The 26,106-nt window shown below is 43.6% G+C and carries 29 protein-coding genes and 2 pseudogenes; 12 read left to right on the forward strand and 19 right to left on the reverse strand.

Annotated features, from left to right (window positions below; genetic code table 11):
- Nucleotides 1-140: 140 nt before the first annotated feature.
- The 3 genes from rimM to petB all read right to left on the reverse strand — a co-directional run bounded on the left by rimM (nt 141) and on the right by petB (nt 2,069).
- The gene (gene rimM / locus DACSA_RS11590; RefSeq protein ID WP_015229933.1) at nt 141-692 is read right to left on the reverse strand and encodes a ribosome maturation factor RimM; all 552 of its coding nucleotides are present in this window, start codon (nt 690-692) and stop codon (nt 141-143) included.
- A gap of 170 nt (nt 693-862) precedes the next feature.
- Nucleotides 863-1,345, reverse strand: coding sequence for a cytochrome b6-f complex subunit IV (gene petD, locus DACSA_RS11595; RefSeq protein ID WP_015229934.1), 483 nt, complete (start codon nt 1,343-1,345; stop codon nt 863-865).
- A gap of 55 nt (nt 1,346-1,400) precedes the next feature.
- Nucleotides 1,401-2,069: a cytochrome b6 gene (gene petB / locus DACSA_RS11600; RefSeq protein WP_015229935.1), complete on the reverse strand. Its 669-nt coding sequence runs from the start codon at nt 2,067-2,069 to the stop codon at nt 1,401-1,403.
- 464 nt (nt 2,070-2,533) lie between these two features.
- On the opposite strand from petB, the gene ctpA reads away from it, so the two are divergent.
- Nucleotides 2,534-3,781: a carboxyl-terminal processing protease CtpA gene (gene ctpA / locus DACSA_RS11605; RefSeq protein ID WP_015229936.1), complete on the forward strand. Its 1,248-nt coding sequence runs from the start codon at nt 2,534-2,536 to the stop codon at nt 3,779-3,781.
- Here the strand turns inward: ctpA and DACSA_RS20700 are convergent.
- The 3 genes from DACSA_RS20700 to DACSA_RS21605 all read right to left on the reverse strand — a co-directional run bounded on the left by DACSA_RS20700 (nt 3,764) and on the right by DACSA_RS21605 (nt 5,571).
- Nucleotides 3,764-4,003 carry a hypothetical protein gene (locus DACSA_RS20700; RefSeq protein ID WP_156800771.1) on the reverse strand — a complete coding sequence of 80 codons (240 nt, stop codon included), beginning with the start codon at nt 4,001-4,003 and terminating at the stop codon, nt 3,764-3,766. The genes ctpA and DACSA_RS20700 overlap by 18 nt on opposite strands.
- A gap of 3 nt (nt 4,004-4,006) precedes the next feature.
- Entirely contained in the window at nt 4,007-5,287 is a 1,281-nt protein-coding gene (locus DACSA_RS11610) for a glycosyltransferase family protein (RefSeq protein WP_015229937.1), read from the reverse strand.
- A 119-nt stretch (nt 5,288-5,406) separates the two neighbouring features.
- The gene (locus tag DACSA_RS21605) at nt 5,407-5,571 is read right to left on the reverse strand and encodes a hypothetical protein (protein WP_015229938.1); all 165 of its coding nucleotides are present in this window, start codon (nt 5,569-5,571) and stop codon (nt 5,407-5,409) included.
- 47 nt (nt 5,572-5,618) lie between these two features.
- Here DACSA_RS21605 and DACSA_RS20705 point away from each other — a divergent pair, with 47 nt between their 5' ends.
- A complete protein-coding gene (locus DACSA_RS20705) occupies nt 5,619-5,861 on the forward strand; it encodes a hypothetical protein (RefSeq protein WP_156800772.1) in 243 nt (80 codons plus the stop codon).
- Nucleotides 5,862-6,009: 148 nt separating this feature from the next.
- On the opposite strand, the gene psb28 is transcribed toward DACSA_RS20705, so the two are convergent.
- The 3 genes from psb28 to pgl form a co-directional block, all read right to left on the reverse strand.
- Entirely contained in the window at nt 6,010-6,348 is a 339-nt protein-coding gene (gene psb28, locus DACSA_RS11615) for a photosystem II reaction center protein Psb28 (protein WP_015229939.1), read from the reverse strand.
- An 86-nt stretch (nt 6,349-6,434) separates the two neighbouring features.
- The gene (locus DACSA_RS11620; RefSeq protein ID WP_051017309.1) at nt 6,435-6,692 is read right to left on the reverse strand and encodes an FHA domain-containing protein; all 258 of its coding nucleotides are present in this window, start codon (nt 6,690-6,692) and stop codon (nt 6,435-6,437) included.
- A 163-nt stretch (nt 6,693-6,855) separates the two neighbouring features.
- Nucleotides 6,856-7,566, reverse strand: a complete 711-nt coding sequence (gene pgl, locus DACSA_RS11625) for a 6-phosphogluconolactonase (RefSeq protein ID WP_015229941.1) — start codon at nt 7,564-7,566, stop codon at nt 6,856-6,858.
- A 194-nt stretch (nt 7,567-7,760) separates the two neighbouring features.
- On the opposite strand from pgl, the gene DACSA_RS11630 reads away from it, so the two are divergent.
- Complete coding sequence (locus DACSA_RS11630; protein ID WP_015229942.1) at nt 7,761-8,531, forward strand: DUF502 domain-containing protein; 771 nt, start codon at nt 7,761-7,763, stop codon at nt 8,529-8,531.
- Between the two features lie 295 nt (nt 8,532-8,826).
- Here DACSA_RS11630 and DACSA_RS11635 read toward each other — a convergent pair whose 3' ends face one another.
- The 10 genes and pseudogenes from DACSA_RS11635 to DACSA_RS19820 form a co-directional block, all read right to left on the reverse strand.
- Nucleotides 8,827-9,033 carry a hypothetical protein gene (locus DACSA_RS11635; protein ID WP_015229943.1) on the reverse strand — a complete coding sequence of 69 codons (207 nt, stop codon included), beginning with the start codon at nt 9,031-9,033 and terminating at the stop codon, nt 8,827-8,829.
- Nucleotides 9,030-9,473, reverse strand: coding sequence for a GNAT family N-acetyltransferase (locus tag DACSA_RS11640; protein ID WP_051017376.1), 444 nt, complete (start codon nt 9,471-9,473; stop codon nt 9,030-9,032). Before DACSA_RS11640 ends, DACSA_RS11635 begins: the two co-directional genes overlap by 4 nt.
- Nucleotides 9,474-9,666: 193 nt before the next feature.
- Nucleotides 9,667-10,766, reverse strand: a pseudogene (locus tag DACSA_RS11645) (RNA-guided endonuclease InsQ/TnpB family protein).
- Entirely contained in the window at nt 10,763-11,371 is a 609-nt protein-coding gene (locus DACSA_RS11650) for an IS607 family transposase (RefSeq protein ID WP_015229945.1), read from the reverse strand. Before DACSA_RS11650 ends, DACSA_RS11645 begins: the two are co-directional and overlap by 4 nt.
- A gap of 77 nt (nt 11,372-11,448) precedes the next feature.
- Nucleotides 11,449-12,192, reverse strand: a complete 744-nt coding sequence (locus DACSA_RS11655) for a creatininase family protein (RefSeq protein WP_015229946.1) — start codon at nt 12,190-12,192, stop codon at nt 11,449-11,451.
- A 341-nt stretch (nt 12,193-12,533) separates the two neighbouring features.
- Nucleotides 12,534-12,902 (reverse strand): rhodanese-like domain-containing protein, encoded by a 369-nt coding sequence (locus tag DACSA_RS11660; protein WP_015229947.1) that lies wholly within the window; start codon nt 12,900-12,902, stop codon nt 12,534-12,536.
- A 115-nt stretch (nt 12,903-13,017) separates the two neighbouring features.
- Nucleotides 13,018-14,880, reverse strand: a complete 1,863-nt coding sequence (locus tag DACSA_RS11665) for a ribonuclease J (RefSeq protein WP_041235847.1) — start codon at nt 14,878-14,880, stop codon at nt 13,018-13,020.
- Nucleotides 14,881-15,049: 169 nt separating this feature from the next.
- Nucleotides 15,050-15,940, reverse strand: coding sequence for a 4-hydroxy-tetrahydrodipicolinate synthase (dapA, locus tag DACSA_RS11670; RefSeq protein ID WP_015229949.1), 891 nt, complete (start codon nt 15,938-15,940; stop codon nt 15,050-15,052).
- A gap of 31 nt (nt 15,941-15,971) precedes the next feature.
- Complete coding sequence (locus tag DACSA_RS11675; protein ID WP_015229950.1) at nt 15,972-17,015, reverse strand: aspartate-semialdehyde dehydrogenase; 1,044 nt, start codon at nt 17,013-17,015, stop codon at nt 15,972-15,974.
- 182 nt (nt 17,016-17,197) lie between these two features.
- Nucleotides 17,198-17,380 (reverse strand): annotated as a pseudogene (locus tag DACSA_RS19820) (zinc ribbon domain-containing protein); the annotation flags it as partial.
- A gap of 414 nt (nt 17,381-17,794) precedes the next feature.
- On the opposite strand from DACSA_RS19820, the gene tig reads away from it, so the two are divergent.
- The 9 genes from tig to DACSA_RS11720 all read left to right on the forward strand — a co-directional run bounded on the left by tig (nt 17,795) and on the right by DACSA_RS11720 (nt 26,068).
- A complete protein-coding gene (gene tig, locus DACSA_RS11685; protein ID WP_015229952.1) occupies nt 17,795-19,171 on the forward strand; it encodes a trigger factor in 1,377 nt (458 codons plus the stop codon).
- 42 nt (nt 19,172-19,213) lie between these two features.
- The gene (gene clpP, locus DACSA_RS11690; RefSeq protein ID WP_015229953.1) at nt 19,214-19,867 is read left to right on the forward strand and encodes an ATP-dependent Clp endopeptidase proteolytic subunit ClpP; all 654 of its coding nucleotides are present in this window, start codon (nt 19,214-19,216) and stop codon (nt 19,865-19,867) included.
- Between the two features lie 29 nt (nt 19,868-19,896).
- Nucleotides 19,897-21,231, forward strand: a complete 1,335-nt coding sequence (gene clpX / locus DACSA_RS11695) for an ATP-dependent protease ATP-binding subunit ClpX (protein ID WP_015229954.1) — start codon at nt 19,897-19,899, stop codon at nt 21,229-21,231.
- Nucleotides 21,232-21,310: 79 nt separating this feature from the next.
- Entirely contained in the window at nt 21,311-21,496 is a 186-nt protein-coding gene (locus tag DACSA_RS21610; RefSeq protein WP_198007562.1) for a hypothetical protein, read from the forward strand.
- A gap of 193 nt (nt 21,497-21,689) precedes the next feature.
- On the forward strand, nt 21,690-22,481 hold the full coding sequence (locus DACSA_RS11700; RefSeq protein WP_015229955.1) for a PspA/IM30 family protein: 792 nt from the start codon (nt 21,690-21,692) through the stop codon (nt 22,479-22,481).
- Between the two features lie 133 nt (nt 22,482-22,614).
- Nucleotides 22,615-22,944, forward strand: coding sequence for a thioredoxin family protein (locus DACSA_RS11705; protein WP_015229956.1), 330 nt, complete (start codon nt 22,615-22,617; stop codon nt 22,942-22,944).
- Nucleotides 22,945-22,969: 25 nt separating this feature from the next.
- Nucleotides 22,970-24,151, forward strand: coding sequence for an LL-diaminopimelate aminotransferase (locus DACSA_RS11710; protein ID WP_015229957.1), 1,182 nt, complete (start codon nt 22,970-22,972; stop codon nt 24,149-24,151).
- 131 nt (nt 24,152-24,282) lie between these two features.
- Nucleotides 24,283-24,927 (forward strand): IS607 family transposase, encoded by a 645-nt coding sequence (locus tag DACSA_RS11715; RefSeq protein ID WP_015229958.1) that lies wholly within the window; start codon nt 24,283-24,285, stop codon nt 24,925-24,927.
- The gene (locus DACSA_RS11720; RefSeq protein ID WP_015229959.1) at nt 24,860-26,068 is read left to right on the forward strand and encodes an RNA-guided endonuclease InsQ/TnpB family protein; all 1,209 of its coding nucleotides are present in this window, start codon (nt 24,860-24,862) and stop codon (nt 26,066-26,068) included. The genes DACSA_RS11715 and DACSA_RS11720 overlap by 68 nt, the downstream gene beginning before the upstream one ends.
- Nucleotides 26,069-26,106: the final 38 nt, after the last annotated feature.

Raw genomic sequence — 26,106 nt, forward strand, 5'->3', positions numbered from 1 at the left:
TTTGAGGACGAATATAAGGGATAAGTTGCCAATAGGAAGAACGTTGTTTCAAAACTGGTTATTTGTTATTGGTTATTTGTTATTGGTCGTTAGTCATTAAATAACAAACTACAAAGGACGAAGGATAAAAGACAAAACTGCTATAATTCCAACAAACCAACAGGAAGTTTCACCTGTAATTGTCGATTATTGATGTCAACAATGGGAACAATGTCTTCTACAAACGGAACTAAAACCCTATTATCGGGCGCTGGCTTCTCAGATAAGTGTTCTTCCAACTCAACGACTAATAAATCATTTCCAGCCGCATAAATATCAATAACCTGACCGATTTTTGACTTGGTTTCTTGATCAATTACTGTTAAACCGATCAAATCATCTACATGATATTCATTCGCTTCTAACTGCGGTCGATCGTGCTTTTCTACAAATAACTTGCTTTTGCACAATTCCTCAGCTTGATTTCGATCGGTGATCTCCTCTAACATTACCACATACATACTTTTTCCAGGGAGATAATAACCACGCTTCAACGTTACCCACTCACACTGACTGGAATTAGGACGTTTAAGTAAACGTTTTCCTGGCTTTTCAAATCGTTCAGGAAAATCAGAATTTGTATAAACTTTCACCTCCCCTTTAATCCCATGAGGAGAAACAACTGTTCCAATTTCGATCAAGTCTTCTGTCATTATTACCTTTTTAATCCCCCCTCATACTAATACAAAGTAGAAACGTAGGGTGGGCAAGGCAAACCCTACAAGATGTAACTGTTGGGTTACAGTTCCTTTCACCGAACCTACGGTTTATCGAAAAAAAATCCCCCCAGTTGGGAGGATTACAACTTAAGAGAAAGACTGGTTTAGAACAAACCTAAAGTTAAAGATTCATCTAAAGGATAAGTTGCACCAATTCCTAACCAGAGGGTGACAACGGTTCCAAATAGGAAAACCGCCGTTGCGACTGGACGACGGAAGGGGTTTTGGAATTTATTGACGTTTTCAATGAAGGGAACTAGCATTAACCCTAAAGGAATCGCTCCCATGGCGGCAATTCCTAACAGTTTGTCGGGAACAATCCGCAGAATTTGGAACACGGGGTAAAGATACCATTCGGGAAGAATTTCTAAGGGAGTAGCAAAGGGATCAGCGGGTTCACCAGTCATTGCGGGATCGAGTACCCCTAAACCAACACACAGCCCGATCGTGCCTAAAATTACAACAGGGAAGGTATAAAGCAGGTCATTGGGCCAAGCGGGTTCGCCGTAGTAGTTATGACCCATGCCTTGGGCTAATTTGGCCCGTAGTTTCGGGTCGCTTAAATCAGGTTTTTTTAAGGTGGACATTGTTATTCTGTTCTCCTCTTGACGATAGTTTTAATCACTTCTTGCAAGTCGCGCTTTACAAAGGACCAGAAATGCCTTGTTTACGAATCATTAAGAAGTGCAACAGCATAAATACTGCAATGAACCAGGGTAAAACGAAGGTGTGTAAGCTGTAGTAACGGGTGAGTGTTCCTTGTCCGACACTTGCGCCACCGCGAATTAATTCAACAATTAAAGGACCCACACCTGGAATCGCTTCGGGAACACCAGACACAATTTTTACCGCCCAATAACCGACTTGATCCCAAGGCAAGGAATAACCCGTTACACCAAAGGAAACGGTGATTACAGCGAGGACGACTCCAGTAATCCAAGTGAGCTCACGGGGTCTTTTGAAGCCACCAGTGAGGTAAACTCGGAAGGTGTGGAGAATCATCATCAAGACCATCATACTTGCCGACCAGCGATGAATGGAGCGGATGAGCCAACCGAAGTTAACTTCGGTCATTAAATATTGGACAGAAGAAAATGCCTCGGTGACGGTGGGCTTGTAGTAAAAGGTCATGGCGAAGCCCGTCGCAAATTGAATGATAAAGCAGGTGAGAGTGATTCCGCCTAAACAGTAAAAAATGTTAACGTGAGGCGGAACGTATTTACTGGCAATGTCATCAGAGATCGCCTGGACTTCTAGGCGCTCGTCAAACCACTGGTAAATTTTAGAATCTGTTACTTGTTTTGTGAACATGAAGTCTGGCTTCCTAGACTAAAAACGTTATTACTTTGCGTCCCCCTGATAATTTTGACATTTTTTTCTCTCTTTGCCTTCAGATACTGATCAGGTTCAGGAGAGTCAAGGGGACTTGTGAAGGGAATTGTTACTTTTTCCTATAGGAACTTTAACATAAATTTTTCTCTCTCAGCGAGGGAATTGGGAAGGAAACTTGCTCTTAATCCTTTGGCTGGAAGCAGGTGGAGCTTCCCAAATTAATTGGGATTTCGCTTCAGATGATTGATTAATTGTTAAGACGATCGGCGCAAGTCTTAAAAAAAATTAAGAATATTAGCATCCTTTCTCACTTGGGGAAACAGTGGGAAAAATCATTACTATAATTAGTTGTCATAGGTTTTCCCCTTTTTTACGCGCTTTGATGCGCTCGATCGAGCAGGGAAAGTCCGAAAAAAAAGCCAGTCCATCTTCTAATTTCGCACATGATCAAATCCACTTTTTGGCAAAAACTATTTACCACCATCGTTCTCGTTAGTATCGCTTGGCTGAGTTGGACGACGAACGCCACTGCTTACTATAACGAAGAAGAAAAGATATTTCTCCAGGCTTGGCGCATCGTTAATCAGGCTTATGTGGATGATTCATTTAATGATCAAAATTGGTGGTTTGTTCGCCAACGCTTTCTCGATCGAGGTTTCTCTGATCGTAGCGCCACTTATGACGCGATCGAGGAAATGTTAGCCACTTTAGATGATCCCTTCACCCGCTTATTGCGACCAGAACAGTATCGCAGTTTACAAGTCAATACCGCCGGGGAACTGTCTGGAGTGGGGCTACAAATTGATATTAACTCCCAAACCAAACAATTAGAAGTGGTCACTCCCATTGATAATTCTCCCGCCGAAAAAGCAGGGATTAAACCGCGCGATCGGGTTTTAGCCATTGATGGCGTAAAGACTAAAACCCTTTCCCTTGATGAAGCCGCTGCCAAAATGCGCGGTCAAGTGGGAACACCTGTCACTCTTACCGTTCAATCAGGATCAGGGAAAAATACCAATATCCGTGACGTGGAAATTGTGCGCGATCGCATTTCTCTGAATCCAGTTTATGCTCGTCTTGATGACAACAGTGGCGAAACCCCCATTGGTTATCTTCGTTTAGCTCAATTTAGTGCCAATGCGACTAAAGAAATCGCCCATTCTATAGCCAATTTGGAAGACCAAGGCGCAAAAGGCTTTATCCTTGACTTACGCAACAATCCAGGGGGTTTATTACAAGCTGGAATTGAAACCGCTCGGTTGTGGCTCAATTCGGGAACAGTGGTTTACACAGTTAATCGTCAAGGGATGATCGGCAGTTACGGCGCTACCGATGAAGCGGTGACGGATGCTCCCTTAATTGTTCTTGTTAATCAAGGAAGTGCCAGCGCCAGTGAAATTCTCGCTGGAGCATTACAGGACAACGATCGCGCGACAATTGTCGGCGAAACTACCTTTGGGAAAGGGTTAATTCAGTCGTTATTTGACTTACCTGATGATTCAGGAATCGCCGTCACCGTAGCCAAATACGAAACCCCCAATCATCGGGATATTAACAAAGCAGGGATTGAACCCGATTATAAAGTTTCTCAGTCTCTGCTGCCTTTTTCTGAGATGGGAACGGGGGATGATCAACAATATCAAGAGGCTGTGAAATTGTTGACCAAACAAACCCTAGTCGCTCAAAACTAACCATTGCTTGCTGAATAAAACTGAAAGTTTTACCAAATAAGGATTTGAGGCGATTAAGTTCAGGTAAAAATGCAAGTTCATTGATTGTTCAATCGTCACGCACCTTGCCTCTTGCATGCAAGCCTCTTGCATGCAAGCCTTTTGCCTCTTGCCTCTTGCATGCAAGCCTCTTGCATGCAAGCCTCTTGCCTTACTAAACCAACCAATGGACTTTTTCAGCAAGCCCTAACCATTGCTTTGTTGCAACTGTTCCAATAACACTGATGCAATTTTCTTCGAGGCGCCGGGTGTGCCTCGAATCGCTTGTAAGCGCGATCGAATCGCGAGTCGTTGATCGGGATATTCCAACCATTCTAAAGCCAGTTTTGCCACCGCTTCTGGCTCTAAATTTCCCACTAATTCGGGGACAACCTCCTCTTTTGCCCAAATATTGGGCCAAGCAAACAGCCGTTTTTTTCGCAACACGAGCCAATTGATCACCCTCGCAAAACTTCCTCCTAAAATTGGTAAGTTCGCTAAAGCACCAGGAATCCCATCCCAAGCTCGCATCGCGTCCAGTTGATAGGTGGGAAGTAGGACAATCATCGGAATTGCCAACGCCCCTAATTCTGCGGTATTTGCCCCCACTGTGGTTAAACAAAGGGTACATTGGGAAAGCACGTCGTAAGCGGGAAATTGCGTCCAAAGCAGGAGTTTTAATCCTTCCTCGGTTTCGAGATAAGGTAACTCATCGGGAAGTGACGGTAAAACCAGTTTCGCACCGACTCCCCCCAGTTTTTTTACAATTGGATTGTGTTTCGGATCAGCATAACGGGCTAGGGTTTCTAAATCGAGAGTGGGAGCAACTGGAATGATAAACTGAGTATTGGGGCGTTTTTCCCGCAGACGTTGCGCGATCGCGATCGTCAACGGCACACCCTGCATCAGTTTCGCACGTTTGGAACCGGGTAAAATTCCAATTAATTCTGTTCCAGGATCGAGAGTTAGTCCAAGGGGTTGAGTATTGAGAGCAATTTGTGAATCTGCCATGATGTCACCGACGGTAGTAAATTTGTGGCGATGAGTTTGAGGAGCTTTTAGGGTTAAGTCGGCGTTCATTACTACAAAGTGATCCACCCAGGAATGCCAGCGTGTTTCCCACTCTGCATAAATGACAATGGGGTATCCCAGTCGTTTGCCGATGACTACTGGGAAAAATTGGTCTCCACCTAAAAAGAGGACGATTCCTCGCTCAAACCAGTTCCAGTTGTCGGCGGTTTTCCCCCACAAAAGAAAAGGAAAAAACGCCTTTGCGCTTTGGACGCGATTAACACCTGGAATGGCTCTTGCTACCTCTACCTCTCGCCCTGTAGCGTGAGGACAAGGAGATAGAATCACAGAAACTCTAATTCCTAGTTTTGAAGACCATTGAGACTTTAAAGCCGCCACCACTGGGCGAACCCAAGTTGAAAGTTCCCCTGGTCCGTTAGTAAGAATGAGAACATCAACGGCGTTGGTTTGCGACATGAAAGTAACTCGTTACATCTCTTAAACTAACTCACTGACTGAGAAATTGCCCATTCACTGGGGCTGATTTTTTGCTATAAATTCACAGAAAAATTTAACTCTCTCTCTCTCGATCGAGATTAATTCTGATCATTACTGTTTTGCGATCGTTGCACCTGTTGCCAAAGTAACTCAATTTCCGCTTGCAAATGCAGAAATTTGGCTTGTTGATCCGCTTGTTTTAGGGATTTTTTAAGCTCTCGTAGCGGGGATGATTCAGCATTAGAAATCAGCGCGTTAGACATCGGTTTTAACCTTCAGCAGTTTTAAGATAAAATCAAGTTTCCAAACTTTGATTGTAACCGATAAATCTCATTCGATAACTAAGGCTTGTGTCATTTTTAAAACTGGCTACTTTTCTCAGAGGCGATCGCGCGATCGCCCTTACACTCATCAGTTACCAATAGTTCTCAAGCCTAATTTAGCAATAGTCAATGATCGATTATTAGCCCTTGCTTATAATTTATGTTGGGTTTCGCGTGGAGACGTTCCCGCGTGGAGACGTTCCATGGAACGTCTCTACATTGGTCACTGATCACTGATTTGGGTTTCGCTCTAGCTCCACCCAACCTACTTTTTTGTCTAATTTATGTTGGGTTTCGCGTGGAGACGTTCCTGTTACTGAGCTTGTCGAAGTATGGAACGTCTCTACCCAACCTACTTTTTATCTAGGAATGATTAAGTTAAGATTTGCTAAACTCTAAACCATGTTCTTCTGCGTATCGTTCCATAAAGCGCATGAAACGATCCCATTCTTCTTCTGATTGCATATAATGCACCGCTTCTAAAGCTGTCGGTTGTCCATTGACGAATTTACCTTTTACGTCTTGAGTGGAGATGATTCCTTCCTCATCAATTAAATACATTCCCGTCACTTCTTGGTTACTTTCTGCATTTAAGACTTTCGGGTTTTCAAAACGAAAGGTGGCTGTTCCACTGCTACCATCTTTAGAACGGGTTAAGCGGACATCTGGAATCGTTTCTTCGTCAATGCCTCGTGAAAATTGAATAGTTGCTGACATTTTCTCTTTTTATTTTTCCTCTAAAACAATATCGTACTCCGATCGAGGCTTCTCGTCACTTTGACTAAACTCTCGAAATATCTTCACTAGGGTAATTTAAAAATAAATGTTACTTTATCTTCTTTTCCTAGTGCGATGACATCATCGGAATTGATTTCGCGGCGTTCTCCTTTGGCAACTGATGCGTTGTTCACATAAGTGCCATTGGAACTTCCTAAGTCTTCAATGTAGTATTTTTCGGTGTCAATGTGAATCATTGCGTGTTGACGGGAAACAATTTCCGCATCCTGAAGCTGGGATAAAGCTACGCCAGGGGGCTGATTGCTATTGGGTTTTCCCAACATGATTGCGGGTTGATTGTCTGGAAGCTCGATCGGTTCACCGGGAGCGAATATGTAGTAAATCGGGAGCGTTGACTTCTTCTGGGATTTCGTTATTGGTTTCGTTCATTGTTCTTTGATCCTCACTTTGGCATTCGTTCATTATTTTATTGAAATTGGTTTAAATTCAAAGTTCTGCGCCAGCTTCTTGATCGAATAACCACCACAATTCTCCTTGCGGTTGAATCATTCGCGCGGGATATTGCTGGGAATCTGCTTCTGAGGAAAAGATTTGAGCCAGTGCGGGGCGTTTATTCGCTCCTGTGACTAAAAACATCACACACTTTCCTTGATTGAGGAAAGGCACGGTAAAGGTTAGGCGTTGACTGTCTCCTTTATTGCCAACGGTAATCAGTCGATCGCGCACGGTTAGGGCTTTAGTTTGGGGAAATAGTGAGGCGGTATGTCCATCATCTCCCATTCCCAATAAAATAATATCTAAGCTCGGAATTTCTCCTTCCCCACACTGGAAAAAGGCTCTGATTGCGGCTTCATGTTGCTTGGCATCTGCTTCGGGATTTTCCCCTGTGGTGGGCATGGGATGAATATTTGCTTCGGGAATCGAAATTTGATTTAACCAGGCTTCTCGCGCCATTTTTTGGTTGCTGTCGGGATCATTTGCTGGCACATACCGCTCATCTCCCCAGAAAATATGCAGTTTTTCCCAAGCTAGGTTTTTTTGGGCAAGTTGTTCGTAAATCGGTTTCGGTGTTCCTCCACCCGCAAGGGCGATCGTACATTTTCCCTGTTGCTCGATCGCCCTCTCGATTCTTTCGACAATTAATTCTACAGCGCGGTTAACCAGCGTGGTTCGATCTGACAAAATCTCGGTTGGCATTTGGCGTGACTCCGTATTTTCGATAACAATAAAATGTTACGATGGATTCTAACTGTTTTAAATTTTTGGTCAGCCGATCGAGCCAAAATTCACTTAAAAGTGACATAATATCAATAAGCGCAATATTTCTTTACAAATCTGGTCAAAAGAAACCCACCGTTTCTCATAGCAACGGTAAGGAGAATTAAACTTCTGTGATCGAACGTCTCAAGCAAAACCTAAAAAATGATTTAATCGCGGGGTTGTTAGTGGTAATTCCATTGGCGACCACGATTTGGCTAACCCTTACCATCGCCAGTTGGGTGATTAACTTTCTCACCCGCATTCCGAAACAGCTTAACCCGTTTGAAGGGTTACATCCGATTTTAACCAATTTCCTTAATCTTACCGTCGGTTTAGCCGTTCCCTTATTATTTATCTTATTTATCGGCTTAATGGCGCGAAATATCGCGGGGCGCTGGTTACTGGATGTGGGAGAACAAGTCTTACAAGCGATTCCCTTGGCTGGTTCAGTCTATAAAACCCTGAAACAAATTCTAGAAACCCTCCTACAAGACTCAAAAAGTAAGTTTCGACGAGTGGTGATGGTAGAGTATCCTCGTCCTGGTTTATGGACGCTTGCGTTTGTGACGGGAATGGTCAGTTCTCAATTTCAGTCTCATTTATCTAAACCCATGTTGAGTTTGTTTATTCCCACGACTCCTAACCCGACAACGGGATGGTATGCGATGGTTCCAGAAGAGGAAGTGATTAATTTACAAATTTCTGTGGAAGATGCGTTCAAAGTCTTAATTTCTGCTGGTATTGTTAGCCCCACTTCTCCCGCAGTTTCTGTGAGTTTACCACCGAAAAAGGATGATCAAACACAAGTCAATAACACTGACTCAGTTACACCGTCAACGTTGTCTGAGGCGATTTCTACTCTACAGGTGGGAAGGGACAATGGAAACGGAAAACCACGGTAGTTCATCCCCAAAGGAATTATCCCCCTACCCCCCTTTGAAAAAAGGAATTATCCCTCCTACCCCCCTTTGAAAAAAGGAATTATCCCCCCTACCCCCCCTTTGAAAGGGGGGAAATTTTTGTTAGTTGAGTTTCTGTAGATAACCGCACTTGTCCGATTCCAAGCACACAACACTTTGAAAGGGAGGAAATAATGATATAGCACTACAAAATCAGGTTAAGACATTCCAAAATATTGAAACTCACCTATACCTGACTAAGGCAACTTGCCTCTTGCCTAGCGCGCGTAGCGCTATATTAGTTGAGTTTAAGGGCATTAACTGGTACTTCTTCCCAAGAATCAACTGTCCGCAAACGAGCCACCCAACCTTCTGCTTTTTGGGTTTCTGTCAGATTCTGTAAAAACGATTGATGACAGTCTTCTGCGGCTTGCTTGTTACAGGACGCAATACAAGCGTAAAGTAAGCCTGATGGATCGAGTTGTTCATTAATCCAAATTGTCATTTTTTTTCTCCTTTTGCAGCTAATTGCGCGATCGCGCCACCTGTAACACGACAAATGCGCCAATCTGGCAAGACATCTGCTCCTATTTTCTCATAGAACCCGATCGCGCTCTGATTCCAGTCTAATACGCTCCATTCCAAGCGTCCTGCTTCTCTGGCGACGGCAATTTTTGCCACATAACTTAACAAAGCGTGACCAACTCCCTTTCCTCGGTAGTCGGATAAGACAAACAAATCTTCCAAATAAATTCCAGGTTGAGTGAGAAACGTTGAATAATTGGTAAAAAACAGGGCAAACCCAATAATTTTTCCTTCCCATTCCGCAACGACGACTTCTGCGAAAGGGGTGTCGCCAAATAAATGTCTTTCTAATGCTTCTGCATTCCCTGTTACCGCATTGGATAGCTTTTCATAAGCCGCTAAAGCCTCAATTAAAGCCATGATTGCAGAAACATCCTCACGACGGGCTTCACGAATGATCAAACTGTTTTCCTCTATCACTCAATTTCCCGTTCTGATAAACTTACACAAATTTAACCAAATAGGCTAAACTTGACGTTAACTTCCTGCTTCTTTCCCACAAGGGGCTTTTCCTAGTAACGTCGGCGTTATCTAGTCCACAGGCTTCTTCTATTTATACGAGCGAACTGCCCGCAAAAGACAAATTAATACTTGCATTTAGGTCTCGGTCACAACTAAAACCACAGCTTTCACACTGAAAAGTTCTTTCTGACAAGGATAGTTTTTCTTTTACTGTCCCACAGTTAGAACAAGTTTTAGAAGAGGGAAACCATCTGTCAACAATGATTAATTGAGAACCAAAAAGTTGACACTTATACTCTAGCTGACGACGGAACTCATAGAAGCCCATATCTGCGATCGCTTTAGCCAGTTTGTGGTTAGCTAACATTCCTTTGACGTTTAAGTCTTCAATAACAATCTTGCTGTGGTTCTTGAGTCGCGATAAGTCGTCAACTTATGAAGTACGTCTTTACGAATGTTGGCTATCTTTCGATGAAGTCTAGCCATCTTAATCTGAGCTTTCTTCCAATTTTTAGAACCTCGTTCCTTATGGCGATTTAAGTATTGAAGACGAGAGAGTTTTGCTTCAAACTTCCGATAAGACTTAGCACCTTCAAATCCCTCACCAGTAGATAGTGTTGCTAAAGTTTTGACACCAAGATCAACCCCGACAATCTCGTGAGCTTTTGGTGTATTTTTAACCTCAACTTCAATTTTAAAAGAGACAAACCATCTATCTGCTGTGCGAGAAATCGTAATTGTTTTTGGGTTAATACCTTGAGGAAGTCTCTCAAAAGTTCTTACCCAACCAATTTTGGGAAGTTTGACATGAAAATGATCAATCTTGATGCTTCCATCTAAAGTAAAACTGTCATTCCTACCTTTTTTCTTAAACCTCGGAGGTTTTGAAACACCACTAAAACATCGTTTCCATGCTTCTCTGAGATGCAAACAAGCAAATTGAGGAGCGGATTTAGAGACTTCGTAATACCAAAGATTTTTGGGTTTACATAGAGCGACTAATAACTTGTGAAGTTCAATTGCTGAAGGAAACTTAAGTTTGTCATCAGGATTTGCTTTGTTATAGTCAAGAATGAACTTAGTTAACGACAATCCCCAGTTATAAGCATGACGAGCAACTCCTGCGTGTTTAGCACAAAGAGTTTTTTGTTGATTATTAAGGTCTAATTCAGTCTTAAACGAGATGATCATTTTAAGTCTTTAGCTACCTCTTTTAACTCTTGGACAATTTGTTTATTTTTATCACTTCTCGAACCGTATAATCTAGCTGAAAATACGGTTATAATTTCTAGAACATCTTTAGTTAGCTCCTCTTCAAAGGTTGAGTCTTCGCTGCGGTTAATAATAACAACTTCCGTTCCAAAAATTTCACAAAGGGTAAAAATTAAATCACCACCTAGTCTTAATAACCTGTCTTTGTGAGTTAATACTAATCGTTCTACTTGATAGGAACAGATTAACTTAATTAATCTGATTAATCCTTTCTTGCGATAATTAATCCCAGAACCTAAGTCAGATATTAACTCGTAAGACCAGCCATTTTTAGAACAGAAAGACTCTAAAACAATTTCTTGTCTCTTCAGGTCTTCTTTTTGGTCATTACTGCTAACACGGGCGTAAGCAACAGTTAAAGAAGCATCTTTGTTTTTACCCAAGAGTTCCGACACCTCGAACCGACGATGGTTTCCTTCAGTACGGACTGCTTTGATCCGTCCTTCCGATTCCCACCTGCGAATGGTTCTTGTGGAAACACCTAAGAGTTCTGCTGCTTCAGAAACCGTAACTAGATTAGACATATACTGGTTAAATCTGTGTGTTTGTTTAAGTATAACAGACTTTATTCAAGTTTTAACTTTCTGTGTGTTTCCCTATATTAACGATCGAGAAACTTCAAATATTGCTCACTTAACGCCTTCACCGCCACCTGATATAACTGCTTTCCATGTTCAGGAGTTGCCAATCCTGGATTTGACCCCATTCTCCCATCAGGATAATGACGGCGGAAATCTTCGGCGCTGTAAATGGGATGTCCTGAAGCCACTTCTTTGTCTAAAAACGCCGATTTAATCGCCTCTGGATACACAAACTGAGTCACCGCCACCTCGCTTGGTGTCGCATGAGAACCTTCTTCCTCTCCATATAATTCTTTCGCTAACTGATAAACTTCTCGACACATGAACCAGTTAGCAACATTACAACGCACCTGATCCGCGTGCGGTAATTTTAAGTTTGCTAAATGTGCATAAGTTTGGGAAAAAGCGGCTTTCAATGTTGCAATATTCCCACCATGACCATTAATAAAAAAGAAACGCTGAAATCCTGCAGCCGCTAAACTGCTAACAGTATCTTGGGTGACTTGAATCAGAGTTGTCGGTTGTAAGCTAATGCTACCAGGGAACGCTAAATGATGTAACGCCATGCCAATGTTTACCGTTGGCGCAACTAACGCACCTGTGGCTTCTCCTACGCCTTTCGCAATCACTTCCGCACAAATGGCATCAGTTCCAATGAGTCCCGTTGGCCCATGTTGTTCTGTTGAACCAATGGGAATGATGATTCCTTGATTCTGTTCTAAGTATTCTTCGACTTCTTGCCAAGTTTGTAAATGTAGCAGCATAAATGATTATTTTGATTATCTTCCACACAAAATAAGGGCGAACCTGATTCGCCCCTCAATTCACAGTTTATTTTATCGGTTTAAATAGGGTTTGCTGTTGGGAAGCTGAAAGGTTTGCCAAATAAGGATTTGAGGCGATTAAGATATGAGTTAAAATGCAAGCTCATTGATTATTCAATCGTCAAAACCCTAAATTCCTACCGATCAATTAACCCTCTTGCCTCTTGCCTTTTGCCTTTTGCCTTTTGCCTTTTGCCTTTTGCCTCTTGCCTTTTGCCTTTTGCCTTTTGCCTAAGGCAACTTGCCTAAGGCAACTTGCCTTTTGCCTAAGGCAACTTGCCTTAAGCGACAGTGGAAATCGCTTCTACAGGATATTCTGCCGCTCTCCACGCACCGAGTCCACCAGTTACTTCTGCGATGCGGTTGAAACCTGCTTCTCTTAAACGAGTGGCTGCCGCTGCGGTTTCTTCGTCTGTGTCAGAATAGACATAAATGTCGCGATCGCGCTCTAGACTCGCTTCCGCACGTCCCACTAGGTCTTCTGCTGGGATGGAAATCGCGCCCATGATGTGACCTTGATTAAAGGTTGCTCGATCGCGCACATCAACGATGGTGAGAGCAGGTTCACCCCAATCAAGGCGGCTTTTGAGATCATAAACGCGAGATTTCTCCTTAAAAGATGCTGGCTGCGGAAATAATCCAGATGTCATTTTTTTACCCCTTTCTTATAGCTGTTATTCACAATGTAACAACTATTTCACATTTCGCAACATTTTTTTGCAAATTGTTTGACAAAATATGTCTAAAGGTGTAATAGATACAACCTTAAGAGGAAACCGAAGCCGATCGACGACGACGACGACGACCGCGAAAATCTTGTTTCACCTCAACGCCATTACCATTACCATTACCATTGTTGTCGCTAGAGTTACTCTTCACGGGTTGCGGAAGTTTACCATTGCTTTTCGCTTTTACTTGCTTCCCTCTTGGGGTTTGTAACAAACAGACGGTTGTGGGTTGACTTTTCAACTCCCGTCGCAACATTCGCTTCAAACCTGTTTCAATCTCAACTTTTAATCCTGTCCAGTCGATATCAGTGTCAATGGGTTTCCCGTTACCATTGGTGGCTAAATTTCCCCAATATTTCTCAATGGTTTGTTCCACACTACGGACAATCAAATCGGTAATTTTTGCTGGCGCGAGGGGACTGACGACACCACGAAGATTAACTTCTGGCTGCGCTAAAACTTCACCATTTGACCCCACAGCAACCGCAACGGTAATTAAACCATCTAAAGCCAGTTGCTGACGTTCACTCATAATATCTTTGTGAACAATACCCGAATGATCGACTAATTCAATTCCTGATTGAACCTGATCGGTTACCTGAATCCGATCGCGCGACAGTTCTACCACATCACCATTGTTAATAATGACCATGTTTTCTTTGGGAATCCCCATCTGATGCGCCATTCCTGCGTGTTTCACCAACATCCGATGTTCGCCGTGAAACGGAACAAAGAATTTCGGTTTCGTTAACGCTAACATTAACTTGTGATCTTCCTGTGAACCGTGTCCCGACACATGAATCCCTAACTGGCGACCGTAAATCACTTTTGCGCCGATCATCATCAGTCGATCGATCGTGTTAACCACTGCGATCGTATTGCCAGGAATGGGATTCGCGGAAAACACAACGGTATCATTGGGTTTAATTCTCACCTGACGGTGTTCTCCTTTAGAAATCCTGGTCAACGCCGCCATGGTTTCCCCTTGAGAACCAGTCGTCAGAATCACCACTCGTTCATCGGGAATTTTATTTAATTCTTTTAAGGGGACAAACAAATCATCGGGACATTTGATATATCCTAAATTACGAGCATGAGCGATGACATTCAGCATCGATCGACCCACAACTCCCACGACACGGTTATGTTTTTGTGCTAAATCTAGAATAATGCTCACCCGATGTACAGAAGACGCAAACGTAGTGAGGAATAAGCGCCCCTCCGCTTCGGCAAAAACGCGATCGAGATTTGGTCGGACTGACTCCTCAGAAGGCGTGTGTCCAGGGCTTTCTGCGTTGGTAGAATCACTCAATAAACATAACACCCCTTTCTCCCCATATTCGGCGAGACGATGGAAATCAAAATGTTCCCCATCCACTGGCGTATGATCCACCTTGAAATCTCCTGTATGAATGACCACACCGAGAGGAGTTGTCATCGCCACACAGCAACTATCCGCGATGGAATGGGTGTTGCGAATAAACTCCACCGAAAACGCACTACCGAGTTTAACGGTTTCACGGGGAAGCACGGGTTTTAAGATGGTTTGATCCGCGATTCCCGCTTCTTCTAGCTTATTTTGCAATAACGCCAAAGCCAGACGGGGGCCATAAATCACTGGAATCTCAAACTGTTTAAGATGATAAACAATGCCACCAATATGGTCTTCATGGCCATGAGTGACAATCATTCCTTTAATTTTGTGCTGGTTTTCCCGTAAATAAGTCATGTCGGGTAAAACCACATTAATTCCGTGCATTCCCTCATCAGGAAAACCGATTCCCGCATCCAATAGGATCATTTCCTCTTCATATTCAATGATGCAGGTATTTTTTCCGATTTCGTGCAATCCACCGAGAGGAATAATTCTCAAGTTAGATTGTGATTCATTGTTACTCATGGGTTGTTTCTTTTTGATGATTGGTTTGTTTTGATTTTTGATTGGTTGAGACATTGTTAATGAAACGTCTTTAACTTTTGGTTTGATGATGTAGCAGTAACTGTAATGATCCTTTTCACTACAGTTGAAGGATGAATAAACACTTAATAACGCGATCGAGGCGCAGGGATTAAAGTAACGATAGCTTGGTTAATACGTCCTTTAATTGGGTTTCTAATTCTGGTGGTAATTCCGATAACGGCGATCGTAGCGCACCGACATCCCACCCTTGTAATCTCAATGCTGTTTTGACGGGAATTGGATTCGTAGATAAAAATAACGCCCGAAATAACGGAAACAATTTGAGATGAATCTCTTGGGCTACTGCCAATTTACCACTTTTAAACTCAGTAATCATCTGTTGCAATTGTAACCCCACCAGATGACTTGCCACACTGACGACACCTGTTCCTCCTACCGCGAGTAGGGGTAACGTCAGAGAATCATCTCCCGAATAAATCCCAAATTCAGGAGGAGTAGAAGCGCGAATTGTGGAAACTTGGTCTAAATCACCACTGGCTTCTTTAATCGCTACGATATTCTCTAGTTTAGCTAATTTGGCGACGGTTGTCGGCTCTAAATTCCGTCCTGTGCGACCAGGGATATTATAGAGCATCATCGGTAAATCGGGGCTAGATTGCGCGATCGCGCTAAAGTGTTGATAGAGTCCTTCCTGTGGCGGTTTGCTGTAATAGGGAACGACTTGCAACGTTCCCTCTACCCCCAATTTTGCCGCTTTTTTCGTCGCTTCGATCGCCTCATGGGTGGAATTAGAACCCGTTCCCGCCATTACCTTTCCTCGATTCCCCACCGCTTTCTGTACCACTTGAAATAACTCGTATTCTTCTTCCCAAGTGAGCGTAGGAGACTCGCCAGTTGTTCCACAAACCACTAACGTTTCTGTGCCATGACTGACTAAATAATCCGCTAACTGTTCCACAACGGGATAATTCACCGCTCCTTCTGCTGTCAAAGGAGTTACCATTGCTGTTAGCACCTGTCCAAAGTCCACACTTGTCATTGTTGTTGTTTTTTTTTCTCTTCTTGCTTCCTTAAACTGACACGGCGGATGCTGTAGTCTTCAATAAATTTTCTTTCACTAATAACTCAGCAATTTGTACCGCATTTAACGCCGCTCCTTTGCGAATTTGATCGCCACTTAACCACAACTCTAACCCACAGGGATGAGAAATGTCCTGGCGAATCCGTCCCACAAATACCGCATCTTTTCCCGTTGCTTCGTTCGGCATCGGAAAATAATTATTCTCCCAATCTTCTCTTAATTCTACCCCTGGAGCTTCAGCTAAAATCGCTTTGGCTTTTCCCACCGCAAAAGGTTCGGCAAATTCTAGGTTAATCGCTTCGGAATGCGCTCGCAACACGGGAACGCGAACACAAGTGGCGCTAATTCGTAACTGGGAATCGCCAAAAATCTTCCGAGTCTCTTTTACCATTTTCATTTCTTCTTGGCAATATCCCTGTTCGTTTAAGGGGGAATTGTGAGGGAAAACATTAAACGCTAGGGGATAGGGAAAAGCAGTGGCGGTGGGCGTTTCATCATTTAGAATCGCTTGGGCTTGAGTTTTCAATTCTGCCATCGCTTTCGCACCAGCGCCAGAAGCGGATTGATAGGTGGCGACAATCAATCTTTGTAGCGACTGCACTTGATGTAAGGGGAATACAGCCAGCCCCATTAAAATCGTTGTACAATTGGGATTAGCAATAATCCCTTGATGCTGGGAAGCCGCTTCGGGGTTAACTTCTGGCACAATCAGAGGAACATTGTCCTCCATGCGAAAGGCGCTGGAATTATCCACCATTACCGCACCCGCATCAACGATCGTTTGCGCCCAAGTTTTACTGGTTGAACCGCCTGCAGACGCGAGAACTAAATCCACATCTTTAAACGAATCTGCGGTTACTTCCTCTACTGTGAGCGTTTCGCCGCGAAAGGAAATTTCTTGACCGCTCGATCGAGGCGAAGCCAATAATTTAAGTTTAGCAATGGGGAAATTCCGTTCTTCCAACAGTTGGATAATCTCCGTTCCCACAGCGCCAGTCGCGCCTAAAATAGCGACATTGATTCCTGCTGACAAATGTTTGTCCTCCTTTATCGATCGTTTGTTTAACTGAGAATTTGTGACATCCTCCCTCGACAAATCAAAACAACGACCGCGCTCAGTTACCGATTATGTCGAGGGCTTCCTAGTTACTCCCATTTCTGGGCTTTCACCACTTATCTAGATGGAGTGAACTCCATCCCCGACAGCCCGATTGCCTAAGCCGTTTCCTTTCCCACAAGCCCTGCGGTACTAATTTTTTCGATTCCTCGATTTTTTAAGACTTGAGCCGCTGCCACATCCCGATCTGCTTGATAGCTGCATTCAGGACAATTATGCACTCTGACACTCAAGTCTTTTTTCACATGAACACCACAATTCGGACAAGTTTGACTTGATCCCCACTCAAATCGAAAAAAATAATAAATAGGAATATGAAATAACTAATAACCAATGTACACCGTCTTTGGCAATGCTACAATGTCCATCTGGACGTTAGGCTTGAATCTGAATCAGATCACGGGTGATATTTTCTCGCTCGATCGGGATATTATCTCACGGATGATCAATTACCATCAAACTTCCCTCTTACAAAGGGAATTACCATCAAACTTCCCTCTTACAAAGGGAATTACCATCAAACTTCCCTCTTACAAAGGGAATTACCATCAAACTTCCCTCTTACAAAGGGAATTACCATCAAACTTCCCTCTTACAAAGGGAATTACCATCAAACTTCCCCCCTTTCAAAGGGGGGCTAGGGGGGATAAAAGCAAACCTTAGTTATTTTATATTACCGTTTAGAGAATCTATAGATGAAAGTAACCCAAGAAAAACTACCAGCTAGTCAACTCGCATTAGAAATCGAAATTGGTGGCGAACAAACCAAAAAAGCCTACGAAAAAGTTGTAAAAGATTTAACGCAATCCGCGAACATTCCAGGGTTTCGCAAAGGAAAAGTGCCGCGCCAAGTGTTAGTTCAGCGCTTCGGGAAAGATCGTCTCAAAGCCGCCGCGATCGAAGAATTATTACAGCCCTCCGTCGAAGAAGCGATCGAACAGGAAAACATCGAAGCGCTAGGAAACTATCAACTTCGTTCCGAATACGAACAACTCGCCCAAAACTACAAACCAGGCGAACCCTTCAAATTTAGCGTTTCCCTTGATGTTCCTCCCGAAGTCAAACTCGGAGACTACAAAAACCTACAAGTTCAAGCCGAAGAAGTCAAAGCCGATCCCGAACAAGTAGAAAACTATCTACAGGAAAAACGAGAACAAGAAGCCACCCTCGTTCCCGTCGAAGATCGTCCCGCTGCGATGGGAGATACCACCGTCATTGACTACGAAGGACGTTTAGCCGAATCAGACGAACTGATCGAAGGCGCACAAGCAGAAGACTTTGAACTGGAACTCGCAGAAGGAAAATTCATCGAAGGGATGGTAGAAGGAATCGTCGGGATGAACCTCGGAGAAACCAAAGAAATCAGCGTCACCTTTCCCGAAGGATACGCCAGAGAGGATTTATCAGAGAAAACCGCCAAATTTACCGTTACCCTCAAAGACTTAAAAGCGAAAGAATTACCCGAATTAGACGATGATTTCGCCGAAGACGTGGGAGAACATTCCACCCTAGAAGAATGGCGCGAAGCCTTGAGAAAACAGTATGAAGAGGAAGCCGAAGCCCAAACCAAAACGAATATGGAACAGGCGATCGTGCAAGCCTTAGTCGAACAATCAGAAATTGAACTTCCCGAAACCATGATTGATGAGGAAATCCAGTTAATCCTCAAACAAAGCGTCATGCAAATCTCACAGATGGGAGTTGATGTCAATCAATTTCTGACGAAAGAAATGGTGGAAGGGATGAAAGAAAGATCACGTCCTGATGCTGTTGCTCGTCTCCAACAAAATCTAGCATTACAAGAAATTTCAAAACAAGAAGCAGAATTAAATCCCACGGAAGAAGAAATCAAAAACAAAGCAGAAGAAGTCAGAAAACAGCTAGAAGAAAAACAACAGGAATATGACGAAGAACGTCTCCAAGAATATGTCGAGGAAGACCTCCGTCAAGAAAAAACCCTCGCTTGGTTAAGAGAACAAGCAACCGTAGAATTAGTACCAGAAGGAACATTAAAAACTGACTCCGAAGAAACCGAAGCAGAAACAAGCGAAGAAAGTGAGCCAGCAGAATAAGTCATAATAAGGACAGCAAAGCAATTAAAGATTGATTGATCTATGATTTACTCCCAAATGCCCTTTTCTAGTCGCGCTACATCTCAACTCCGCAATGCGGTTGTTCCCATGGTCGTGGAACAATCGGGAATGGGGGAAAGAGCCTTTGACCTCTATTCCCGTCTCCTTCGCGAGCGCATTGTCTTTTTAGGACAACAGGTTGATGATCAAATCGCTGATTCCATCGCCGCTCAAATGCTATTTTTAGAAGCAGAAGACCCAGAGAAAGATATTCAACTCTATATCAATTCCCCTGGGGGGTCAGTTTACGCGGGAATGGCAATTTATGACACCATGCAACAAATCCAACCCGATGTGGCAACGATTTGTTACGGAATTGCTGCCAGTATGGGAGCATTTCTTCTCGCTGGTGGCGCAGAAGGAAAACGGATGTCCCTTCCCAACTCCCGCATTATGATCCACCAACCTCTAGGGGGAGCGCAAGGACAAGCCGCCGATATTGAAATTCAAGCGCGGGAAATTCTTTACATTAAAAACACGCTCAATGAACTCCTCGCTCACCACACCAAACAACCATTAGAACGGATTACCGAAGACACCGAGCGTGACTTTTATATGTCCGCAACGGAAGCGAAAGACTACGGTTTAATCGACGAAATGATCACCGCGAAAACAGCCCTCGTCAATCAGGGATAACTTAAACGACTCAAACGCAGGTAACGACTATGCCAAAATTCGACTCCCACTTAAAATGCTCCTTCTGTGGTAAATCTCAAGAGCAAGTTCGCAAACTAATCGCCGGTCCAGGAGTCTATATATGTGATGAATGTGTAGAACTTTGTAACGAAATTTTAGATGATGAATTAATTGAACCTTCCTCCCGTCGCGAGAAGGTTTCCGCAGAAGACGAACCAGGGAAATATTCGGGGTCACGGAAGCTATCCTTTAATCAAATCCCCAAACCAAAAGACATTAAAAGTCATCTTGATGACTATGTGATTGGTCAAGAGGAAGCGAAAAAGGTTTTATCGGTGGCGGTGTATAACCACTATAAACGGCTCAGTGTGCTAGAGGAACAAGGGGAAAATCCCAGTGATTCTGCGGTTCAACTTCATAAATCGAATATTCTCTTAATTGGTCCCACTGGTTGCGGAAAAACCCTCCTCGCTCAAACCCTGGCGGAAATGCTAGAAGTGCCTTTTGCGGTGGCTGATGCAACCACCCTCACAGAAGCAGGGTATGTGGGAGAAGATGTGGAAAATATCTTGTTGCGTTTGTTACAAGTGGCGGATTCTGATGTTGAACAGGCGCAACGGGGAATTATCTATATTGATGAGATTGATAAGGTCGCTCGCAAAAGTGAGAATACTTCCATTACTCGTGATGTATCAGGGGAAGGGGTACAACAAGCACTGCTGAAAATGTTAGAGGGAACAGTGGCAAATGTGCCGCCCCAAGGCGGACGGAAGCATCCCTATCAAGATTGTATCCAAATTGATACGGGGAATATCTTGTTTATTTGTGGCGGTGCGTTTGTCGGTTTGGATAAAGTGGTAGAACAGCGCATGGGACGCAAATCGATCGGGTTTATTAATGGTGAAGAAGGAGAAACCCTCACTAGAGAAAAACGAACCGCTAATGTTTTAAAACATCTCCAACCCGATGATTTTATTAAGTTTGGCATGATTCCAGAGTTTGTGGGACGGATTCCAGTTTCTGCGGTGATTGAACCGTTAGACGAGGAGGCTCTAATTTCCATTTTGACTCAGCCTCGTAATGCTTTAGTCAAGCAATATCAGAAATTGTTGGGGATGGACAGTATTCAGTTAGAATTTACCACGGAAGCCCTCCGCGCGATCGCCCAAGAAGCGAATCGCCGCAAAACTGGAGCAAGAGCCTTAAGAGGAATTATTGAGGAAATCATGCTCGATGTGATGTATGATCTTCCCTCCCGTAAAGATATTCGTCGCTGTCAAATCACGAAGGATATGGTGGAAAAACGCTCCACTTCTGAATTGTTGCTCCATCCTTCTTCTTTACCGAAACCCGAATCAGCGTAATCAGTGACCAGTTAAGCAGTTACCAGTTACCAGTAATTCTCAAACTTAATTAGTAAGTAGGGTTTGCTGAAAAAGTCCATTGGTCGGTAAAGACCGTTATTCGTTATTTGTTATTTGTTCACTGGTCACTGGTCACTGGTCACTGATCACTGGTCACTGGTCACTGATTACTGGTCACTGGTCACTGGTCACTGGTCACTGGTCACTGGTCACTGGTCACTGGTCACTGGTCACTGATCACTGGTCACTGGTCACTGGTCACTAATTTAGAGGAAAAGTTTTTGGTTTTCTAGATACCAGATCAGTGTCTTAACATGGGAATAGTAGAAATGACAGATTATTATTTTAATTGCGTCAACATCTTATCCTCCCGTGATCAGATGTCAGCGCAACAATCATTTTCGCCAAACTGCTATCAACATCAAAAGTCGTAATTTGCCAAAAGGACGGATCGTATTATGGGATTATTTGATCGCATCAGCCGAGTTGTACGCGCCAATGTTAACGACATGGTCAGTAAAGCCGAAGACCCTGAGAAAATGTTAGAACAGGCGCTGGTCGATATGAACGAAGACTTGGTGCAATTGCGCCAAGCGGTAGCAAAAGCGATCGCGGCGGAACGTCGCAGTCGTAGCCAATATGAAGAACAAGAATCAGAAGCGAACAAATGGCAACAACGCGCTCAACTGGCTCTAAGTAAAGGACAAGAAGATTTAGCTCGCCAAGCACTACAACGGAAAAAATCTGCAGCAGATGCCGCCGCCGCCCTCAAACCGCAAGTGGATCAACAAAAATCCCAGGTGGATACCTTGAAAAAGTCTCTGATTGCTTTGGAAAGCAAAATTTCAGAAGCGAAAACCAAGAAAGAAATGTTGGGAGCGCGGATGAAAGCTGCCAAGGCAAATCAGCAGTTACAAGACCAAGTGGGTAATCTCAATAGTAACAGTGCCATGGGTGCGTTTGAGCGCATGGAAGAAAAGGTTACGGAAATGGAAGCCTCTGGACAAGCAGCTGCTGAATTAGCCAGTGGCGGCGGTATTGAGGATCAATTTGCTCAGTTAGAATCCGGAAGTGATGTGGATGATGAGTTGGCGGCAATGAAGGCGCAATTGTCTGGTTCTTCTCAAAGTCAAGGAGCATTACCAGAAGGTCAACAACAACAACAAAGCAGTGGCCAAACTCAAAATGCAGCGGATAACAGTGAAATGGATGCAGAATTAGAGGCGTTACGCAAGCAATTAGATAGTTAATTGCTCAAGTTTTGGCTGAGGAAGCAGTGACCAGTTACAGACGTTTTTAAGATACTCAATTGGTCACTGATTTATCTTTCTTTCTTCTTTTGTTCTTTGTTAAATGGTGTTTTAAGATACGGAAAAATTTTTTATGAGTAATTTAATTACAACGACTGATGCTCAGGTTCAAGAGGAAGTTTCTCAAGCGGATCAACCAGTGCTTTTATATTTTTGGGCTTCTTGGTGTGGCCCCTGTCGCTTAGTGTCTCCTTCGGTGGAAGCGGTGGCGCAAGAGTATGCTGAGGAAATTAAGGTTTTAAAGTTAGAGGTTGATCCGAACCCAGAAACGGTGAAAACTTATCAGGTGGAGGGCGTACCCGCTTTAAGATTAGTTGAAGGTGATTCGGTGCAATGGTCACACGAAGGCGCAATCACTAAAGATAAGTTAAAAGAAAGCCTCGATCGATGCTTAAAGCAGTAAGTGGTCAATTATTGGTAAGTTAAAAATGGAATTTGCTCAACGCTTGGAACGGTTACGGGGAAATGTTTTTGCTGATATGGATGCGGCAAAAGCAAGAGCAAAAGCAAGGGGAAAGGAGATTATTGATCTCTCGTTAGGCTCATCGGATTTACCTGCAGGGGATCATGTTTTGAAGGCGATCGAAACCTCACTTTATGATCCCAGTACCCATGGTTACGCGCTGTTTCAGAGTACCCAACCGTTTCGAGAAGCGGTCGCCACTTGGTTTGAGGGGAAATATGGGGTGAGTGTCAATCCCGAAACCGAGGTGTTGACACTAATCGGTTGTCAAGAAGGAACGGCTCACCTCCCCTTGGCATTACTTGATCCTGGGGATTTGGCGTTATTACAAGACCCCAGTTATCCTTCCCATCAAGGGGGGATTCATTTAGCAGGAGGAGAGATTTATTGGCTACCCACCCTCGCCGAAAATCAGTTTTTACCCGTTTTTGAGGAAATTCCCCCAGAGGTGCGAGAAAGAGCGAAAATGATGGTGCTGAGTTATCCCCATAATCCCACCACAGCCCTCGCTCCCTTGTCGTTTTTTGAGGAAGCCGTGCAGTTTTGTCAAGACCATTCGATCGCGCTGGTGCATGATTTCCCTTATGGGGATATGGTGTTTTCTGGCGCTCCCCCTGCGCCTTCCGTGTTACAAGCCGATCGCCAGAAAGAAGCCTCGATCGAGTTTTTCACCTTTTCTAAATCTTACAATATGGGGGGCTTTCGGATTGCTTTCGCTGTGGGGAATCAAGACTTAATTTTGGGGTTGCGACAAGTGAAAGCTGTGGTTGATTTCAATCAATATCGGGGCATTCTCAACGGCGCGATCGCAGCGTTAACCGGTCCGCAAGAAAGCATCCAAAACACCGTAGATACCTTTGAACAGCGCCGTAATGTCTTTGTCAACGCCTTAAACCGTATTGGGTGGGAAGTTCCGAAACCGAACGCCACCATGTATTTATGGGCAAAACTTCCCGATACTTGGCAAGGAAGGGCGATGGAGTTTGGCATAAAATTAGTAGAAGCGACAGGCGTTGCTGTTGCCCCAGGTTCGGGGTTTGGAAAAGCAGGAGAGGGATATGTCCGCATGGCATTAGTCCGCGATGCAGACAAGTTGGAAGAAGCCGCCACGAAAATTGCAGCGTTTCTGCAGCAATCGTCAAGTTAGAATATGTTAAATCACGTCTCGATCGAGCAAGCGGGAGGAGTTGTTTGCTAGAATAATAATCACTGCACATCAAGTGACGTTACTGCACTTCTATGCTAGACTCTGATGTAGTCAATTAAATTGTTTTTTTAATGTCAAAGTATGTACCAGCCAGAGTCGCCCAAGAACAACTCGGCGTTTCACTCCGAACCCTTCTCCGATGGGATGAAGCTGGGAAAATTGAAACCATCCGAACCCCCAATGGACAAAGACGATATAACGTCGAATCAGTCCTTAACTCTTATAAATCAGAGAAATCAATTCTCCTGTACGCCAGAGTTAGCAGTTATTCTCAAAAACCTGACCTTGAACGACAGGCTGACTTTCTTCTCACTCGTTTCCCCAACGGTGAACTCGTCAAAGAAATCGCGTCGGGTCTCAACTTCAAAAGAAAAAAACTTCGTTCCCTATTGGAACGAGTTCTCGCAGGAGATGTTTCAATGGTTGTGGTCTGTCATAAGGATAGACTCGCCCGTTTCGGCGTTGAACTTATCCAATGGCTCTGCGAAAGACAAGGTTGTCAACTCGTGGTTCTCCAACAAAGCCACCTCTCTCCAGAACGAGAAATGGTCGAAGATATCCTTGCCATCATCCACGTCTTCAGTTGTCGATTATACGGACTCCGAAAGTACAAGAAACCCATCCGTGAAGACTTGCACTCAGTATCGAATGGTACTAACCAAAGAACAACGCCATCTTCTCAAGAAGTGGGTCAGACTGAATCGGAAAGCCTATAATCTGGCTATAGAATACTTAAATCAACATCAAGGCTTTGACCGAACAGGAATCGGAGGCACGGGGAAGCAAGCCTTCAAAACCTTTTTTAAGGCTCAGATTAGACCCGACTGGTTAAAAAAGGAACTTCCTGCCGCCATCTTAGATCAAGCGGTAATGGAAGCCTATTCCGCATGGTCTAAAACCAAAAAGAATCCCAAATATGTGGGTAAAGGTAAGCAGAAACAGCCTCATCCCCAAGCTGGATTGAAAATAGCAAGATTTCGTTCCATCCGAGACAAATCTCAAACTCTTCAATTTAAGTTAGCATCTGACCTAAAACAAGGGAAACTGCTTCCCCAATACTGGGGAGATTTAGGAGCATTTGAATGTTCTGATAACGGAAAACGCTTTTGTGTGATTAACCCAGACTACACGCCAGAAGTCACTTACAAAAATGGTAATTTCTATCTTTCTCTTCCTCAAGATACAGAAGTAGAAGACAACGGGAAAGAAAGTTTCATTGCGTTTGACCCTGGTGTACGAACTTTCCTAACAGGATTTGATGGTAATCAGTTTATCGAGTTTGGAGAAGGCGACATTAATCGCATCGTAAGATTGTGCCGTTCTTTAGACAAGATGCAAAGTCAACGAGACTTATTGAAAGGACATAAAAATCGCCATCTCCGTTATCAACTCAATCAAAAGATGAAACGGAAACGACGAAAAATTCGGAATCTTGTTGATGAAATGCACCGAAAGACTGCGAGTTGGTTAGCTAAAAACTATCGGGTGATAGCGTTACCAACTTATGAATCTTCCCAAATGGTATGTAAAGCCAAAAGAAAGATTCAGAGTAAAACGGCTCGTAGTATGTTGACTTGGGCGATGTATCGTTTTTCTCAGGTGTTAGAGTGTCAGTGCGCTAAACATGGCTCGATTCTGACCCGTCACACAGAGGAATATACATCGAAAACTTGTCCTCACTGTGGTCATATTCATCAAAAATTAGGCGGAAGAAAACAGTTTACTTGTCCTAACTGTGGATTTTCTCTAAAAAGAGATTTTGTAGGAGCTTTGGGGAATTTCCTCAAGGCGTTGTGGGATAGCACCGTACTTTCCGAAGTACGCTCTGACTGCTTTACTTTTACAGTTAATGTCTAGTATTGTTCAGTCTTGAACTATCAGTCAAGCGGACGACT

It is taken from the genome of Dactylococcopsis salina PCC 8305 (assembly GCF_000317615.1).
In the GTDB taxonomy this organism is placed as follows: Bacteria; Cyanobacteriota; Cyanobacteriia; order Cyanobacteriales; family Rubidibacteraceae; genus Halothece; species Halothece salina.

What these genes read in the sequence shown, in the direction of transcription:
- DACSA_RS11715 (WP_015229958.1), top strand. Translation starts at nt 24,283, where the DNA reads ATGTCAAAGTATGTACCAGCCAGAGTCGCCCAAGAACAACTCGGCGTT.
- petB (WP_015229935.1), bottom strand. Translation starts at nt 2,069, where the DNA reads ATGTTCACAAAACAAGTAACAGATTCTAAAATTTACCAGTGGTTTGAC.
- ctpA (WP_015229936.1), top strand. Translation starts at nt 2,534, where the DNA reads ATGATCAAATCCACTTTTTGGCAAAAACTATTTACCACCATCGTTCTC.
- clpP (WP_015229953.1), top strand. Translation starts at nt 19,214, where the DNA reads ATGATTTACTCCCAAATGCCCTTTTCTAGTCGCGCTACATCTCAACTC.
- DACSA_RS11710 (WP_015229957.1), top strand. Translation starts at nt 22,970, where the DNA reads ATGGAATTTGCTCAACGCTTGGAACGGTTACGGGGAAATGTTTTTGCT.
- DACSA_RS11700 (WP_015229955.1), top strand. Translation starts at nt 21,690, where the DNA reads ATGGGATTATTTGATCGCATCAGCCGAGTTGTACGCGCCAATGTTAAC.
- DACSA_RS11640 (WP_051017376.1), bottom strand. Translation starts at nt 9,473, where the DNA reads ATGGCTTTAATTGAGGCTTTAGCGGCTTATGAAAAGCTATCCAATGCG.
- DACSA_RS21605 (WP_015229938.1), bottom strand. Translation starts at nt 5,571, where the DNA reads ATGTCTAACGCGCTGATTTCTAATGCTGAATCATCCCCGCTACGAGAG.
- DACSA_RS11660 (WP_015229947.1), bottom strand. Translation starts at nt 12,902, where the DNA reads ATGACATCTGGATTATTTCCGCAGCCAGCATCTTTTAAGGAGAAATCT.
- rimM (WP_015229933.1), bottom strand. Translation starts at nt 692, where the DNA reads ATGACAGAAGACTTGATCGAAATTGGAACAGTTGTTTCTCCTCATGGG.
- DACSA_RS11705 (WP_015229956.1), top strand. Translation starts at nt 22,615, where the DNA reads ATGAGTAATTTAATTACAACGACTGATGCTCAGGTTCAAGAGGAAGTT.
- psb28 (WP_015229939.1), bottom strand. Translation starts at nt 6,348, where the DNA reads ATGTCAGCAACTATTCAATTTTCACGAGGCATTGACGAAGAAACGATT.
- DACSA_RS11720 (WP_015229959.1), top strand. Translation starts at nt 24,860, where the DNA reads ATGGTACTAACCAAAGAACAACGCCATCTTCTCAAGAAGTGGGTCAGA.
- DACSA_RS11650 (WP_015229945.1), bottom strand. Translation starts at nt 11,371, where the DNA reads ATGTCTAATCTAGTTACGGTTTCTGAAGCAGCAGAACTCTTAGGTGTT.
- tig (WP_015229952.1), top strand. Translation starts at nt 17,795, where the DNA reads ATGAAAGTAACCCAAGAAAAACTACCAGCTAGTCAACTCGCATTAGAA.
- petD (WP_015229934.1), bottom strand. Translation starts at nt 1,345, where the DNA reads ATGTCCACCTTAAAAAAACCTGATTTAAGCGACCCGAAACTACGGGCC.
- DACSA_RS11665 (WP_041235847.1), bottom strand. Translation starts at nt 14,880, where the DNA reads ATGAGTAACAATGAATCACAATCTAACTTGAGAATTATTCCTCTCGGT.
- DACSA_RS11655 (WP_015229946.1), bottom strand. Translation starts at nt 12,192, where the DNA reads ATGCTGCTACATTTACAAACTTGGCAAGAAGTCGAAGAATACTTAGAA.
- DACSA_RS11635 (WP_015229943.1), bottom strand. Translation starts at nt 9,033, where the DNA reads ATGACAATTTGGATTAATGAACAACTCGATCCATCAGGCTTACTTTAC.
- clpX (WP_015229954.1), top strand. Translation starts at nt 19,897, where the DNA reads ATGCCAAAATTCGACTCCCACTTAAAATGCTCCTTCTGTGGTAAATCT.
- pgl (WP_015229941.1), bottom strand. Translation starts at nt 7,566, where the DNA reads ATGCCAACCGAGATTTTGTCAGATCGAACCACGCTGGTTAACCGCGCT.
- dapA (WP_015229949.1), bottom strand. Translation starts at nt 15,940, where the DNA reads ATGACAAGTGTGGACTTTGGACAGGTGCTAACAGCAATGGTAACTCCT.
- DACSA_RS11620 (WP_051017309.1), bottom strand. Translation starts at nt 6,692, where the DNA reads ATGTTGGGAAAACCCAATAGCAATCAGCCCCCTGGCGTAGCTTTATCC.
- DACSA_RS11610 (WP_015229937.1), bottom strand. Translation starts at nt 5,287, where the DNA reads ATGTCGCAAACCAACGCCGTTGATGTTCTCATTCTTACTAACGGACCA.